The sequence below is a fragment of the Paenibacillus xylanivorans genome (assembly GCF_001280595.1).
GTDB classification, from domain to species: Bacteria; Bacillota; Bacilli; order Paenibacillales; family Paenibacillaceae; genus Paenibacillus; species Paenibacillus xylanivorans.
On sequence record NZ_LITU01000059.1, the window covers coordinates 219,331 to 234,334 of the forward strand.

The following is a 15,004-nucleotide window of genomic DNA, read 5'->3' on the forward strand; positions in this document are numbered from 1 at the left end:
ATTCCTTTCGCCAAATGGTCAGAAATTCATCGGCTAACGCATAGCGCTCATCGTGGTCCAAGAACAGCCCTTCTCCTTCAAGCTCAATTGGATCTCCCCCAGCCACCACATTGATCAGCAGTCTTCCTTTTGAAAAACGATCCAGTGTTGCAGCCATGCGTGCAGCTGTGGTCGGCATCATCAGACCTGGACGCGCAGCAACAAGAAACTTCAGCCTGTCCGTGGAAGAAATCAGCGATGAAGCAACAATCCATGCATCTTCACACGACTTTCCCGTAGGTAACAAAACACCGGCATATCCGAGTTCATCTGCGGCTTGTGCAACCTGCTTGCAGTAATGATAACTGACCGCCCGGGCCCCTTCTTTTGTTCCAAGATACCTGCCATCCCCGTGTGTGGGAATAAACCAAAACAGTTCCATAAGTATGACCTCATTCCTTATCCTATATTTTATTTTTCCGATTGATTTAGTATGTTTTATTTATTATGATAGCTATTATCCGTTGGATATCAACGATCAATTAGGCGGAATTTGACGGTTAAGCAACGCAATTGACTGATGTGTTGCGAAATACCTTATTAATCTACATCCCCAAACCATTTGAAGGCCTTACAAAGTTGATTAATCCGTTGTTTTCGAGGTGATGAGAAGTGAATGACTCCCGTGGAGTGGATCGAAGAATTTTACGGACCCGTATCATAATTTCCGAAGCTTTTCTCAAAATTCTGCCAAAGAAATGCTTCGCCGAAATAAGTGTCGTGAACATCGCCCAACAAGCGAACATCAATCGTTCTACCTTTTACGCCCACTTTCTGGACAAGGAAGATTTATTGGAAAACATGGTGAATGAGAAGTTTCAACTGCTTGAGCAATTATTGGCGGAACGCAACAGTCACCTTGGGAGTGTACCTTCTTTCAACGAACCAGATCCCATATTTGCAGTATTGTTCGAACATATATTGGAGCATGATGAATTCTATAGGGTGATGTTACTGATCAATCCTGCCGGAAATTTCAACATCCGATTGAATGAAGTGATTAGAGAGACATTTTTTGATCGGATTTCCCAATTAGACAGGGAGCAAAAAGTACAAGTGCCTCTGGATATTTTACTGGATCACATCAGCTTCTCCACAATTGGTATGATTCACAAATGGATTGCTGACCATAAGGTATGCTCACCTCATCATATGGCTCTTCAACTAACCCGAATTGCCCTGTTAGGTACATATAAAGCGATGGGAGCATCGGTTTAGAGTTGAGTAGCCTACCTATCCTCCAAAAAAGGTGATACATGGCATGGATACATGTGACCTATGATACTTGACGCTAGAACAAAAAGAACTGTCATTTAAGCATGTATCCCGCTTAAAGACAGCTCTTTTGCCACTTACTCGTAATTGCCTGTGCAACCGGAGTTGTCTCTGTTGTTTTCATCAGATCACTTCTTGAATTGTGGTGTACCAGATAAACAGAGAACTTGCATGAAGTTTAACTACCACATTTCTTTGTCTCACCGGGTACTCAAGTAGGCAATGCCCAAGCCACCAGTAACCGGATTCTCGTAGATTTCACATTCCACATCGAATACTTCACCAATCATCTCGCGGGTCAGGATATCGGCAGGTTTGCCATGAACCACAATCTGACCCTTCTTCACGACATAGAGATAATCGCAATACTCTGCGGCGAGTTCGAGATCATGGAGCGCAGCCAATATGCCAATGTCCAAACTCCGCACAATGTTAAAGATCTGAAGCTGATATTTGATATCCAGATGGTTTGTGGGCTCGTCCAATATCAGAAATTCGGGCTGCTGCGCCAGCACTCGGGCGAGGACCACACGTTGTTTCTCCCCACCGGACAAAGATACGTAATTACGGTCCGCATGTCCGGTCAGATGTACCTTTTCCAACGCCTGCTCCACGATTTCATGATCCCGTACATTATCTGTCTCCAGCAGCTTCTTGTGGGGAGTTCGACCCATCATGACCATTTCACGCACCGTAAAATCAAAGCTTAATTCGTTAAACTGACCCACGACACCCATATGGCGGGACACGACCTTGGGACTGGATTTCAGAATATCCATATCATCGAGAAATACCTTGCCTTGCTGCGGTTTGATCACTTTATAGATGCTCTTGAGCAGCGTTGATTTGCCACAACCGTTCGGACCAATCAGGCCGACGAATTGCTTGCCTTTTACCTGTAATGAAATGTCCCGGATAATATCCGTACTCAGCACCGATATGGATACATTTTCTACATTCAGTTTCATGTTTAATTTCCTCCAAAACCGTAGCCTTTTTTGACTAACATATACATAAACATCGGCGCACCAATCATCGCTGTAATGATCCCGATCGGCAGTTCAACGCTGGAAATCAGTGATCGTGCAATAACATCCGTCCAGATCAGGAAGAGGGCACCGAACAGTACCGATACAGGCATTACTTTACGGTGGTCCGACCCGACCAGCCCTCTCACAATATGCGGAATAATTAACCCGACAAAACCGATCATGCCGCAACTTGCTACCATTACGCCAGTTACGAGAGCCGTTAACAGCATATACAATCTGCGATATACACTAAGATTAATCCCTAGCGTAACCGCAGCCTCGTCACCCAGCAACATGGTATTAAGAACCCGTGACTGCAACAGGAAGAACAAAATGGCTACAAGCACAACGATGCTAATCAGTGGGAGCTTGTTCCATCCTGATGAGGCAAGACTGCCCATGGTCCAAAATGTTACCGTCCTGATGCCTTCGGCATTGTTGGCAAAATAAATGATAAAGTTCGAAAAGGCACTGCACAGCGCATTAATGACCATCCCGGCAAGCACCAGCTTGACCGATGTCATTTTCCCCCGAATACCAGCCAGAGCCAGAACCAGCAAGGAAGCACCCATTGCACCGGCAAATGCCCAGAAAGCCACTCCGGTCTGACCAAGCCAGCCAATAGCCCCGAATCCGATCAGAATGGCAAACGTAGCCCCGAGCGAAGCTCCTGAGGAGATACCCAATATGTACGGGTCTGCGAGCGGATTCTGAACGGAAGCCTGCATGACTGCACCACACAAAGCAAGACCGGCTCCGATAAACATAGCCATCAGTACACGCGGGAAGCGAATCTGCCAGATGATATTCGTATATGACCCAGCCTCAATCGGCGTCGAGCCGAACTGAAATCCCGTTAATTTGTACAACAGAATACGATAGGACTCGACGAGAGGAATGCTCACCTGTCCAATGGATACGGCAATTCCAACCGAAATAACCATTACGATAATTAAAGCGGCAATCAATACTGCAAAACCGGATTTGCTGTGAATCAAGGACTCCCTTTTCCTTATACGCTGCTTCTGAATCTGAGCCGTCTGTGCCATCTCTTCCCCCATCAATTTCACTTGAATTTAATTAATAATAATATAGCTATTTACAAAGCTTTTTCTCGGATTATAATTGAGAATGATTATCTTTGTCAATTTTAAAAAACATAAAGAAAAGGGCTCGTCGCTTGATGTAATTCGAATTCAGAACCTCCATCTAAGGTGAAGGCCGCGAGAGGAAACCAAAATCACAAACATTCGAGAAAGCCCACGAGCTTGACATTAGTTTGATAACAAACTATATTACACATATGAAAACAACAGACGCTATATCACTCATATCCAAAATTAAAGAGAAGGTCAACCGCTTCATTTTATCCGAGATGGCTCAGCAGGGAATCCATGATCTCGCCACATCCCATGGGGATATCATTTATGCGTTGTATAACAATTCCCGAATGACGATGGCTGAAATCGCCAAAAAAATTGGCAAGGATAAATCCACGGTAACGGCGCTTGTCGACAAACTGGTTCGAACCGGATACGTTATCAAGGAGCGCGATGCAACAGATTCACGGGTTGTTCACGTGACATTGACTGCAAAAGGGGAACAACTTAAACCGGTCTTTGAAGATATTTCACAGCGCATGCTAGACGCATTTTATGCGGACGTTACCGAAGTGGAGAAAAAGGAACTTCTTCGAATTTTGATGAAAATTCATGGCAACTTCTAATTTTTTTTGGATTAATAGTTTGATATAAAACTAATTTATTTAGGAGGTTTATCCTTATGATCGATTTCACTCAATTGCTCCCCGAACACGAGGTAAGAACCATAGGAAAACATGATTTGTACTTGCAAATATTTAAAGGAGATCCGGACTCCAACTCGGAAACAACAGTACAAAAGCCCTCTCTCCTGTTTGTTCATGGCGCATATACAGGCAGCTGGATGTGGAGTAAATATATCCCCCACTTTGTTAAGCAAGGCTGGACCTGCTACGTCATGAACCTGAGAAGTCATTACAAAAGTCGGGTAATGGACATGACGAAAATTACGTTTGAGGATTATTTGGAGGATATTCGGGAGGTTCTGGCGGAGTGCGACGAGCCCCCTGTTCTCATCGGCTTTAGCATGGGCGGAATACTCAGTCAGAAGGTCGCAGAGACGATTGCTTTAGCTAGATTGATAATAATTGATTCCAGTCTAAGCCAGGAAGTTCATCGATTGATGCCCTATCCTGAGAGAAATCGAATCACACCTGACATTGTCATTCCTCCCCCAGCCCGCGAGGAGCAAAGCAGTATCGACGAAACTGTAGAGGACATTGCATTCCAGCGTAAATATCTGCAAATGGAGTCATCGAAGGCATTTCTCACGTTCTCCGCGGCATTTGGGTCAAGCGGAGGTGTATCCATCAACGGCGATTTAATTACATGTCCGAGCCTCGTCATCAAAGCCGTAGAATCCGAGGATGAAGATCGTAGAGGCCAACTGACCGCGGAACAGCTTGGCGCTGAATATGCAGGGCTGTGGGACACGACCCATACCGGATTGCTCGTCGGCCAGCGGTATATGGAAGTAGTCGAGCGAATCCTTCATTGGCTAAAGCTTAACTTCGAAAAGCAATACTGATAAATATGCGTTTAGCTGGTCTTTAGCCAAAGAAGCTTCCCTTGGACAAGATTGTCCAGGAAAGCTTCTTATTTTTTATTGGCTCTATTGTGGAATAAAGCTGGATACATTTCCGGGTTAATGAGAGTTCTAGATTTCTAGCTCTTTTGCTTATAAAATTCATGGTACAGCTTCATCAGCGCCCTCTTCTCAATCCGTGATACATAGGAGCGTGAGATGCCAAGTTCCTTGGCTATCTCGCGTTGGGTGCGCTCTTCCCCGCCTGCCTCCAAGCCGAATCGGCCAATAACAACTTCCTTCTCCCGATCATCCAAGATGTCGAGATTGCGGTAAATCTTACTTTTTTCAATCTTGAGTTGCACCTTATCTACAACGTCGTCGGCTTCTGTTCCGAGAATATCGATTAATGTAATTTCATTGCCCTCTTTGTCCGTTCCGATTGGATCATGTAGAGATACGTCTTTGCGTGTTTTCTTCAGGGAACGCAAATGCATAAGTATTTCGTTTTCAATACAGCGGGCAGCAAACGTAGCGAGTTTGGTCCCTTTGCCTTGTTGAAAACTTTCGATCGCCTTAATCAAACCAATCGTTCCGATCGAAATCAGGTCTTCCTGGTCTTCGCCAGTATTGTCAAATTTCTTGACGATATGCGCGACGAGGCGCAGATTGTGTTCAATAAGCAAATTACGCGAGTGAGCATTACCTTCGGCCATGAGGCGTAAATGTTTGGCTTCATCATCCTCAGCGAGGGGCTGAGGGAAGGCGTTGTTTTTGACATACGAGACAAGTAACGTTAACTCTTTGATGAACAGGGCAATTGCGGTAAACAATCCGGGCACAGATGACACCTCCTGCAGTTTTACAACGATCTGGCCTGAGCACATATGGGAACAGGGTCGATTTATTGTATGTAGGCGGCAGCCCAGAAGTGCACGTACACTTGAAAAAGGGAATGTTTCAGCGAAGATTTCAAACACTCACTGAAACGATGGAGCCCACCTTTTGAAGGAGAAGGAATTCTTTCTGGACACTTTCAATAAAATACTTCTTCTCACCAAAGATCACGACATCACTCTCGGCTAACTGAACCTCACTTTTGAAATAGATAAAATTGTCCGTTTCTCTGAACGCACCTTTATAGTAGTACAAGTTGTCACCTTCTCCTTGGGAAAAATGAATGATATTTAGCATAATTAAGCGTTTGAAGATATGTTATTCTTTTCGTTTAAAACACACTTTGTAAAGCATAAGCCCCATACCAGATGAACAAATAAGATATCCAAAGAACAAGAAAAGTAAATAAACACCATGAAGATCTTCAGGAATCTGATAGCTACCTTCAAACCAAGCAGAACGAAAAGGATACAGTAGCGCTACCCAAACGATCAGCAAGACCAGAATATAATTAATTATTTTTCTCACAATAACGATCCTTTCAAGTCCGAGTGGAAACAAGAAATAATATAGAGCAACTCCTACAACGAAAGTAAAAAAGCCGCTAGATTAGCGACTTTCTATGGTACAATGTTTCCGCTCTGACACTTGGCGTTTACATACTCAGTATCTTTCCCTAGTAATGTGAGATGGTAATGCCGTGAATAAGTCCCTCGGTTGAATTGGAAGCGAAATAGACTCGGGTGTCCCCAAAACGATAAGAGAGTAAATATTCTCCTTGAACATTAGCGTTCTCACCCTTTTGACCTTTTCCTAGTATCTTCTCAATGTCACTGAAGGTTTTCATAGGGAGGGTTTTCCAACTCAAATAAATATGGCCAAGACGGTCTGTTTCCCCCTCCCCAAAATTAAAGGAAGCATATTCTACCCCTTCAAATATCCAGAAAAGTCCTCCCATTTCCGGTTCATAGTAGGGTTCACTTTCTGAACTTTTCAGCGCTTTCGATACTTCTGCCTTCGTTTGTCCAAAACTTATATTTTCAAAGCCCGGTATTCTCCCACTCTTCAACTCTTGAATGGCGTTTTTGTTTAAATCAAAAAATGGCCTGCTCAATTCAGACTGAATTTTGGAAAAAGGAACCTTCACTTCTATAAATCCCGCCGCATAAGGCCCAACTTCATATGGATTAAATACCATGACAATTCCTGTGTTTTGGTAATAAAAGCTAGATGTGTTACTCAAGGGAAAGTTATAAAAACTCTCCGGGAACACATTCTCATTATTCTTTAGGCCTGATTCAATACCTTCAGCTAGATTAACAGCTTGTTTATTGGTTGGAAACACTTGATTCAAGTAGAGTCGCTTTCCTGTTGTTAGATCATAATTATAAGTTGTAACTTCTTCATACCCGTGCCCGCCGCCTCTGAAATAATAATCTGCATATACGATAGAAAGTAAATTGTTTTGATTGTATTTAGTTTGTGCTGTGGTATTCCAGTAAAAGGAATCTTGCTCTATTTTTAGATATGTATTCTCTTTAGCGGCATTTACTGCATGAATTTTGAGTGTTTTATTTATTTTGTCCCTAACCTTTTGTTCGCCGCCCGTAATTTGAACATACTTTTGCCCTTTATACGAGTGAATTTTTGTCTTTACTGTGCTTGATCCGGCTGCATTCGCATTACTTGTTGGGATTATAAAGAGAAACACCAATAAGAAACTTATTAACGTAGCAAATGTCTTTTTCAACTGAAATCAATCCTTTCCAATTATTATGTTATACCAATGATACTGTAACTTGGTTATTTTGTCTTTTTCTAGTTGGAACTGTAATCATCCATAGAACAGCCTCCATCCCACATGTTAATGCGGAGTGAAGGCTGCATCTACCTGTCTATATTTAATTCACTGGTGCCGGCTCTACAGCATCGGCGATTTCCGTTAACCTAGTTTTGCGTTCCATTGTCACGCTAACGAATAATCCCACAAGTCCAAGTGCTGCAATAACTGCTGCATACAACGGTACCGAGATGAGCCCCGTATGCGTAATTGCAAACCCACCCAAATAGGCACCACCTGCGTTGCCCAGATTAAAGGCTGAGTGACTCGACGTTGTCGCAAGTAACGGCGCTTCGCGGGTCATATTCATGATTCGAATTTGCAGGCCTGGCATAATACCAAAAGCCGCAACACCCCAGCAGAATATGGTGATTACCGCCAGATACGGATTGTCCAGTGTCAGCGTTAATGCTGCCAACAGAACTGCCAGTATACCAAAGTTAACCATCAGGGAAGGCATCAGCTTCCAGTCTGCCAGACGGCCACCAAGCATATTGCCCAATGTAACCCCGACACCGAACAGCACCAGAATCCAGGTCACACTCTGCTCGGCAAAACCACTAATATCGACTAGCATTGGCGTAATATAGGTGAACACACCGAACAGACTTCCACAACCCAGCGCACCAATAAGTAGGATCAATAACACCTGTGGGCGAACCAGATTCCGGAATTGCTGGCCCAGATTTGCTGGTGGTCCCTGCTGGATCACCGGAATGAAACGAATGATACCAATCAATGAAATGATGCCCAGAATGGTAATGGCCCCGAACGAAGACCGCCACCCGAGCTGTTGCCCGATGAATGTACCAAAAGGTACACCAATAATATTAGCAATCGTAAGTCCAGCCAGTACGACGGATACCGCCCCTGCCCTTCTCTCCGGTGCAACCAGCCGTGTTGCCATCAGCGATCCTACACCCAGAAACGTACCATGGGCAAATGCTGTCAGAATACGAGCCGAGATAAGCAGCCCATAAGTCGGAGCAATAACAGACAACGCGTTACCGATGATAAAAATACACATCAGAAGCACCAGCAGTTTTTTCTGCGGAATCTTGTGGGTGAACACAGTCAGTATAGGCGCACCAACCGCCACGCCCAGCGCATAGCCAGTAATCAGTTGTCCAGCCTGCGGAATGCTAACATTCAAATCCGTTGCTACATTGGGCAGAAGCCCCATAATAATAAATTCCGTCATGCCAATAGCAAAAGCCCCTACCGTCAGGCATAACAGGGATAAGGGAAACGCCCCTCGTTTAGCGGATTTCGAAACTTTCGATTTCGTTTTAGATGATTCTGTCTTACGCATATGGTGTTCTCTTCTCCTGTCTCTTCTATCTTGTTTCCGCCTTTGACCACAATGCCTCCGTCATTTCAATCAGGGTATTTCGCATGGCCAGCTTCTCTTGCCAGTGTGCCGGTATGCCGCTCAAACCATAATACGCTCCGGCGATCTGCCCATATACCGCTCCCGTGGTGTCCGCATCATCACCCAGATTCACTGCTAGTAGCGCACCTTCTTCAAAGCTCGAAGAATGATGGAATGCCCATAACGCTGCTTCAAGTGAACGAACGACATAGCCGCTCCCCTGAATTTCAGGCGGTGCTTTATCGCGGTATGATCCTTGGACAATTTCTTCTATAGCTGGTGAAAAAGATTTCTCTTCCCTCCACTGATGGCAGGTATCAGGTCGTAACATGACGTCCTTGTCCGCTCCGCGCAGTCCTGCAACCATTATCGCCGCCAGCACTTCGCATGCTTCCACACTTTCAACAGCGGCATGTGTCGTTTTGGAACTCAACCGAGCATACCGCACTGCCTGATCCGGCTCGTTGGCATAGGCCATGGCTACAGGTGCAAGCCTCATGATCGAGCCATTGCCCGCGGTCATCGGGTCGGTTGAGCCACTATACGCTTCACCGGTTGCCGCAAACCGCTCAAGTGCATTGCGGGTAGCACCGCCAATATCAAAGCAGGTTCCCGTACTGCTCATATAACCAACCTGGTACCAATTCGTATATCTGCGCATCTGGTCCGCGGGATCGAAGCTCTCTTTTCTCACCAGGCTTTCGGCCAGACAGAGGGCCATTGACGTATCATCCGTCCATTGTCCTGGAGCCAGATCAAATACACCTCCGCCCACAATATCGGTAACAGGCTCAAACGTGCCAGGACTGCTGAATTCCACTGTAGTTCCCAGTGCATCTCCCGCGGCAAGTCCAATGAAACAACCTTGGAAACGATCCTTTAGCAGCATCGTCGATCCCTCCTCGCGATTCAACTCTCAAATAACTTCTTCCATTCTCCCACATGCCCTAATATGGCGTAAAGAAGTTTAATACGTAAATCGGTTGCAAATTAACTTTAACCATATGTTAAGTTGTCTTTCTTCTATTATAAAAGTGTCGAAAGCTGTTGAATGGTTAAAAGATCCGAATTTCATAAAAAAAGTTTGATTCGTTTAAACTGAAAAAACAGGTTTTCTAGTACACCGCTTACATGCAAAGGGAGTAACGTTTTGCTATTTTTATCGTTTTCTAAAAACACATCATACATGTGCAATTTTTCCATGTAAACAATCATAACGTGCTTGACCCCTTTGTTTGTCCTATGTTACGGTTTTATTAGCTTATACACCTGTTTTTTTCCAAATTATTAATTCATACTTAGCTTTCGCGTCAACTAATGTACCACAAGTTAAAAAGAGTACGGTGTGTATTGGCAAAGAAGTTCATTTAGCTATATCCCAAAACTAATTCTGAAACAGGAGGAACAAATTTATGATTAAGGCACTGGTTTTTGATTTCGATGGAACGATTATTGATACGGAGACAGCATGGTATGTTGCTTTTCGTGATGCCTACAAGGAACACGGCGTGGACTTAACCCTGGAGATGTACTCGCAATGCATCGGTACCAGTCTGAAAACATTTAATCCTTATGAGTACCTCATCACAGATTTGAATCTTCCGATTGATCGGGAAGCGTTCAGGGAATCCGTTCAGCTGCATCATGCAGCGTTGATGAACAATGAACAGGTAAGACCCGGTATCCAGAACTACCTTGAAGCTGCACGCAAAGCTGGACTGAAACTGGCTGTGGCTTCAAGCTCCAAACGCGAATGGGTTGAACAGCATCTGGAACAGCTCAAGCTGAAAGATTACTTTGAAGTGATCCGCACCGCAGATGATGTTGCCCATGTGAAGCCTGATCCTGCATTGTACAATCAAGCACTTGAAGCCCTTGGAGTAACTGCAGACGAAGCCGTGGCGATTGAAGATTCACCTAACGGCGCGCGTGCAGCTGCTGCGGCTGGTATTCACTGCGTCGTCATCTCGAATACCATTACCGGGACACTTGATTTCGATATGCCTCACCAACGGCTGTCATGCCTAACCGACCTCGAATTTAACGATTTGATTTCGAAACCACTCGTCACCACGGTCTAAGGACGGAACGAATTTCGCATTTCAAACTTTAAAGGGGGAGTTCACACATGAAAGCTGTACATTTTGGGGCGGGCAATATAGGCCGCGGATTTATCGGTCATATGTTGTCCGCTTCCGATTATGAAGTCTGCTTTGTCGCACGTAACCCGAAGAAAATCGCCATGCTTCAAAAGAGGCAGGAGTATCCCATTACTCTCGCCAATGCGGAGCAGGATACAACCATTGTGAATAACGTAACCGCCATTCATGTCGGCGAACAGGATCGCGTTGCTGAAGAAATCGCTTCAGCCGATCTAATCACAACAGCAGTCGGTGTATCAGCGCTGGAAGATATCGCTGAACCCATCGCGAAAGGCATCTATCTGCGTATGAAAAATAATAATTCCGCACCACTTCACATTATTGCTTGCGAAAATGCCATCGGAGGCAGCACACGGCTGAAAAAAAGGGTATATCCGTTTCTGGATGAAGCGACCCGGGAAAAAGCGGAACGTTATATCTCATTCCCCAATGCAGCGGTAGATCGCATTGTCCCCGTTCAGGATCATAAAGACCCCCTGCAAGTTACCGTTGAACCTTTTTATGAATGGGTCGTACATCGCCCTGCAATGCTGGAGGGATTTAAGGAAATTGAGGGTGTGCACTACGTGGACTCTCTTGAACCTTATATTGAGCGCAAAATGTTTACGGTAAATACCGGTCACTGCGTTGCCGCATACTTCGGATATCTTGAGGGGTTCAAGACGATCCGACAAGTGATGAGCCATGCACCGCTTCGTGCCAAGGTACGCAATGTAATGGAAGAAACCGGAGCCATGCTCATTGCCAAACACGGTTTTAATCCTCAGAAACACCGCAAATATATCGACACGATTCTCGAACGTTTTGCCAACCCGAACCTTACGGATCAGGTAACCCGGGTCGGACGCTCACCCCTTCGTAAGCTATCGCCTTACGACCGGCTTGTTCGCCCAGCGATGCAGGCCAGCGAATTCGGAATTGAAATTCCTCATTTAACTTCCGCTATGGCAGCCGCGATGCTGTTCGATCATGAACAGGATGAGGAGGCCATGAAGCTCCAACACATGATTCGCGAAGATGGCGTCTCTGCATTTATCCGTGAACGCATGGGAATTCCCGACGAACATCCCGTTCATCAGCATGCCGTCGCCCGTTATGAAGAGCTCAAAGGGCGACAGGAATCAACCATTTTAACCTAATTAAATAGGACAATGGTTTGATCGCGCAAACTGAATAGACATACGGCCAACAAGCCGGGAGGAACCTATGCCTATCGCATCGTTCCTTCCGGCTCTTTTCAAACTCACGGAATACATATTCATTACCTAAGCACACTTACTCGTTCATGATGGAATTAATGGAGGCATACACCATTGGCAGGAAGCCTTCTGAAGGTTCGCCAACCGGTGCATGGATATGGAAAGCGAAGCCAGTGCCATCCAGCTCTTTTACGATGAAGTACTCTGTTATCTTATTATTTTGAGACATCATGAACAATTTTGCCTCTTTCATCGGGCCATTGCTAAGCTTTTCCTCACTTAATTGCTTGACCGCTCCAGTTTCTGATAGCTCTTTCTTTGCATCCACCTTCAGGTCATTCAGCTTATAATCCGAAGGCAGTTTTTCAATCTCTACCTCGTAATCCGGATCAATCTTCATGGTCAATTCATGATCAGCCGCATCGTAAACCATCGGTTCAAACACATATAATGAGTACCCTTTGCCTTGAGCCAGTGTAACCGGGCGCTTTTCGGTCATGCCTTCCACAGTCACTTCCAACTCAGACGTCTTCGGACGATCAGACGTAACATTACCGCCTGTATTCGAACCGTTATTGTCATCATCGGACTTGATTTTGGCAATTTCCGTAAGCACCAATTGTTTGACCGTCGTGTCGCCTTCAATGGCCTTCTCTACATATTTGAATTGAACGGAATCCTCATCGTCAATGTCATCCAAAGACTTCTGCACATCTTCACCAACCTGGAAAGACATCGGTTCCTCATTCACACGAATTTCAACGGTGTGTGGATCTGCCCATCCGGTCAAAATACCTTCTGCTTCAATAACAGCACTTTCCTCAGGCTGCTTCCCTGGTGCCGGTGTCTGTTCTTCTGTATTATTCACGGGTGGCTGAACAGTAGGGCTACTGTTGCCGCAGGCCACAAGCGAGAATCCCATAACCAAAACAAGTAATGATGCACTAATATTCATTGTATTTCGCATATGAACACCTCCGTTAGCTTATACGCAATGATGCTTGTCCATGTTGCTTGACTGGTTCACCTGACTGCATAGTATTACTTACACGGCTGGCAAGTCGCTCAATCATGCAAAGTGTTGAATAGCTCTTTGACACCACGAATAATCAGCCGGCTTGCTCCATTTGCACAAGCTTCGCATTGGCTCCGTTGAAAGCTTTTGTCTGCTTGTTGAACTGTTGTCTTAACTCGGCCACTTTGGCATATTGGCTGTTCCGTTCCCGAATCGCATGTTTGATCTTGACCAGATTGGGCTCCACGTTGCCCCTCATTAATGAATATAACTGCTCGTCCGCATCAAGACTCTGCCTGTAGGCAGCAACAAACGTTGCAAACGACGCAGCTCTTTGCTCATATTGATCCAATACCGTGTGAGCCTGAGCCAGGTTCTCTTCCTTTTCAAAGGATAACTGATCCAGCGAAGTTCGCAGTTCTTCCATCTGTTCCTTCGTCCTGCTCATCACCGCTTCAGCCTGTTCAAGCAGTGTTCTTCGCTCTGCAATATGTCCGTCCGCCTGATCCAGCAGAGCCTCCAGATTACTGTTTCTGTTCTTTCCTTTACTCAAAATCGATCCGTACAACTCCATGTCTTCCTGTTCATGACGGACAATCTCCTTCAGGCTCTGGTTCATCTCCTGATCGGTAAGAATCAGTTGATTGACTTGATTGGCCGCTGGTTCCTGCGGCTGACCGCAAGCACTGACAAGCAGAGTCAGCAATATGCTGACCCCGGCCAGAGCTATCTTTTTTCTTCTAAGCACCTCGGGGTGCCTCCTCTCTTGCATCTATCACTTGATGACTGATCGCTTATTTCGGTATTTATGCAAAATGCCTGCTTATAACCGGGTATCCCCGCTAAAATTAGCTACCCAATGGGCGCTCGGATCGTAGACCTCAAACTCATATCCTCGATCTTCAAGCAGTTTTAAAATGCGTGGCAGCGCCTGTACCGTCTGTTCCCTCTCGTGCATCAGAATCACTTCCTTATCCCGATGCACACTGCTGCTGACCCGTTCCACGATTTTGTCCGGCTGACCTGGAAGGTTCCAGTCGAGGGAGTCGGTGGTCCAATCCCACATTTTGAATCCGGCTGCGGCAATGTCGCCCCTGAAGTCCTCGCCGATCTGGGGACTGCTGCCGTACGGAGCACGAATCAGATGCGGCGTAAAACCGATCAGATCCTTGACCATCTTCTGCTCCTTTTTGAATTCCTTCACAAAGTTAGAGGAGTTTCCGCTCTTATACAATTTGTTATAGTTATGTGTCATGCTGTGAAGACCCGGATAACTGCCCTCTTTGACAAGCCGCTCCACTGCTTCCTTGTGTTGATTCAACTGGCGTCCAATCATGAAAAAGGTTGCCTTTGCCTCATGCTGCTTCAAAATATCCAGCAGTTGATCGGTATATACACTTGGTCCATCATCAAACGTTATGTATGCCAGCTTGCGCACCTGACCCTGGAACCGCGCAGGCTCCTCTTTGGACTCCGGAGTCATTTCAATCATGCCAAGCTTGGTTGGCTGTTCAATTGCAGCGACTGGCGGGGGTGCTACATAATCCTT

Annotated in this window: 17 protein-coding genes; 5 read left to right on the top strand and 12 right to left on the bottom strand. The window is 45.4% G+C overall.

Features of this window, described 5'->3' with window-relative positions; genetic code table 11:
* A partial coding sequence (locus AMS66_RS33730) for an LLM class flavin-dependent oxidoreductase (RefSeq protein WP_236703388.1) occupies nt 1-421 on the bottom strand: 421 nt, incomplete at its 3' end.
* A 248-nt stretch (nt 422-669) separates the two neighbouring features.
* On the opposite strand from AMS66_RS33730, the gene AMS66_RS13985 reads away from it, so the two are divergent.
* Nucleotides 670-1,257, top strand: coding sequence for a TetR/AcrR family transcriptional regulator C-terminal domain-containing protein (locus tag AMS66_RS13985; RefSeq protein ID WP_269084548.1), 588 nt, complete (start codon nt 670-672; stop codon nt 1,255-1,257).
* Between the two features lie 257 nt (nt 1,258-1,514).
* Here the strand turns inward: AMS66_RS13985 and AMS66_RS13990 are convergent, their stop codons facing one another.
* Nucleotides 1,515-2,282 (bottom strand): ABC transporter ATP-binding protein, encoded by a 768-nt coding sequence (locus tag AMS66_RS13990; protein ID WP_053781377.1) that lies wholly within the window; start codon nt 2,280-2,282, stop codon nt 1,515-1,517.
* Nucleotides 2,283-2,284: 2 nt separating this feature from the next.
* Nucleotides 2,285-3,394: a FecCD family ABC transporter permease gene (locus AMS66_RS13995; protein ID WP_053781378.1), complete on the bottom strand. Its 1,110-nt coding sequence runs from the start codon at nt 3,392-3,394 to the stop codon at nt 2,285-2,287.
* Nucleotides 3,395-3,648: 254 nt separating this feature from the next.
* Between AMS66_RS13995 and AMS66_RS14000 the strand changes: the two genes are divergently transcribed.
* Entirely contained in the window at nt 3,649-4,071 is a 423-nt protein-coding gene (locus tag AMS66_RS14000) for a MarR family winged helix-turn-helix transcriptional regulator (protein WP_053781617.1), read from the top strand.
* A gap of 56 nt (nt 4,072-4,127) precedes the next feature.
* Nucleotides 4,128-4,973, top strand: coding sequence for an alpha/beta hydrolase (locus AMS66_RS14005; protein ID WP_053781379.1), 846 nt, complete (start codon nt 4,128-4,130; stop codon nt 4,971-4,973).
* 137 nt (nt 4,974-5,110) lie between these two features.
* On the opposite strand, the gene sigK is transcribed toward AMS66_RS14005, so the two are convergent.
* The 6 genes from sigK to AMS66_RS14035 form a co-directional block, all read right to left on the bottom strand.
* Nucleotides 5,111-5,812: an RNA polymerase sporulation sigma factor SigK gene (sigK, locus tag AMS66_RS14010; protein WP_024628561.1), complete on the bottom strand. Its 702-nt coding sequence runs from the start codon at nt 5,810-5,812 to the stop codon at nt 5,111-5,113.
* A 130-nt stretch (nt 5,813-5,942) separates the two neighbouring features.
* Nucleotides 5,943-6,122, bottom strand: a complete 180-nt coding sequence (locus AMS66_RS14015) for a hypothetical protein (RefSeq protein ID WP_053781380.1) — start codon at nt 6,120-6,122, stop codon at nt 5,943-5,945.
* A gap of 63 nt (nt 6,123-6,185) precedes the next feature.
* The gene (locus AMS66_RS14020; protein ID WP_144424491.1) at nt 6,186-6,395 is read right to left on the bottom strand and encodes a hypothetical protein; all 210 of its coding nucleotides are present in this window, start codon (nt 6,393-6,395) and stop codon (nt 6,186-6,188) included.
* A 148-nt stretch (nt 6,396-6,543) separates the two neighbouring features.
* A complete protein-coding gene (locus AMS66_RS14025; protein WP_053781382.1) occupies nt 6,544-7,617 on the bottom strand; it encodes a DUF3298 and DUF4163 domain-containing protein in 1,074 nt (357 codons plus the stop codon).
* Between the two features lie 151 nt (nt 7,618-7,768).
* Nucleotides 7,769-9,019: an MFS transporter gene (locus tag AMS66_RS14030; RefSeq protein WP_236703390.1), complete on the bottom strand. Its 1,251-nt coding sequence runs from the start codon at nt 9,017-9,019 to the stop codon at nt 7,769-7,771.
* Nucleotides 9,020-9,044: 25 nt separating this feature from the next.
* Entirely contained in the window at nt 9,045-9,968 is a 924-nt protein-coding gene (locus tag AMS66_RS14035; protein WP_053781383.1) for an ADP-ribosylglycohydrolase family protein, read from the bottom strand.
* 523 nt (nt 9,969-10,491) lie between these two features.
* On the opposite strand from AMS66_RS14035, the gene AMS66_RS14040 reads away from it, so the two are divergent.
* Both AMS66_RS14040 and AMS66_RS14045 read left to right on the top strand, forming a co-directional pair.
* The gene (locus AMS66_RS14040) at nt 10,492-11,160 is read left to right on the top strand and encodes an HAD family hydrolase (RefSeq protein ID WP_053781384.1); all 669 of its coding nucleotides are present in this window, start codon (nt 10,492-10,494) and stop codon (nt 11,158-11,160) included.
* Nucleotides 11,161-11,207: 47 nt separating this feature from the next.
* Nucleotides 11,208-12,380, top strand: a complete 1,173-nt coding sequence (locus AMS66_RS14045; protein ID WP_053781385.1) for a mannitol-1-phosphate 5-dehydrogenase — start codon at nt 11,208-11,210, stop codon at nt 12,378-12,380.
* Between the two features lie 136 nt (nt 12,381-12,516).
* Here the strand turns inward: AMS66_RS14045 and AMS66_RS14050 are convergent, their stop codons facing one another.
* The 3 genes from AMS66_RS14050 to AMS66_RS14060 all read right to left on the bottom strand — a co-directional run.
* The gene (locus AMS66_RS14050) at nt 12,517-13,407 is read right to left on the bottom strand and encodes a hypothetical protein (RefSeq protein ID WP_053781386.1); all 891 of its coding nucleotides are present in this window, start codon (nt 13,405-13,407) and stop codon (nt 12,517-12,519) included.
* Between the two features lie 142 nt (nt 13,408-13,549).
* Nucleotides 13,550-14,203 (bottom strand): YkyA family protein, encoded by a 654-nt coding sequence (locus AMS66_RS14055; RefSeq protein WP_053781387.1) that lies wholly within the window; start codon nt 14,201-14,203, stop codon nt 13,550-13,552.
* Nucleotides 14,204-14,278: 75 nt separating this feature from the next.
* A partial coding sequence (locus AMS66_RS14060; protein ID WP_144424501.1) for a polysaccharide deacetylase family protein occupies nt 14,279-15,004 on the bottom strand: 726 nt, incomplete at its 5' end.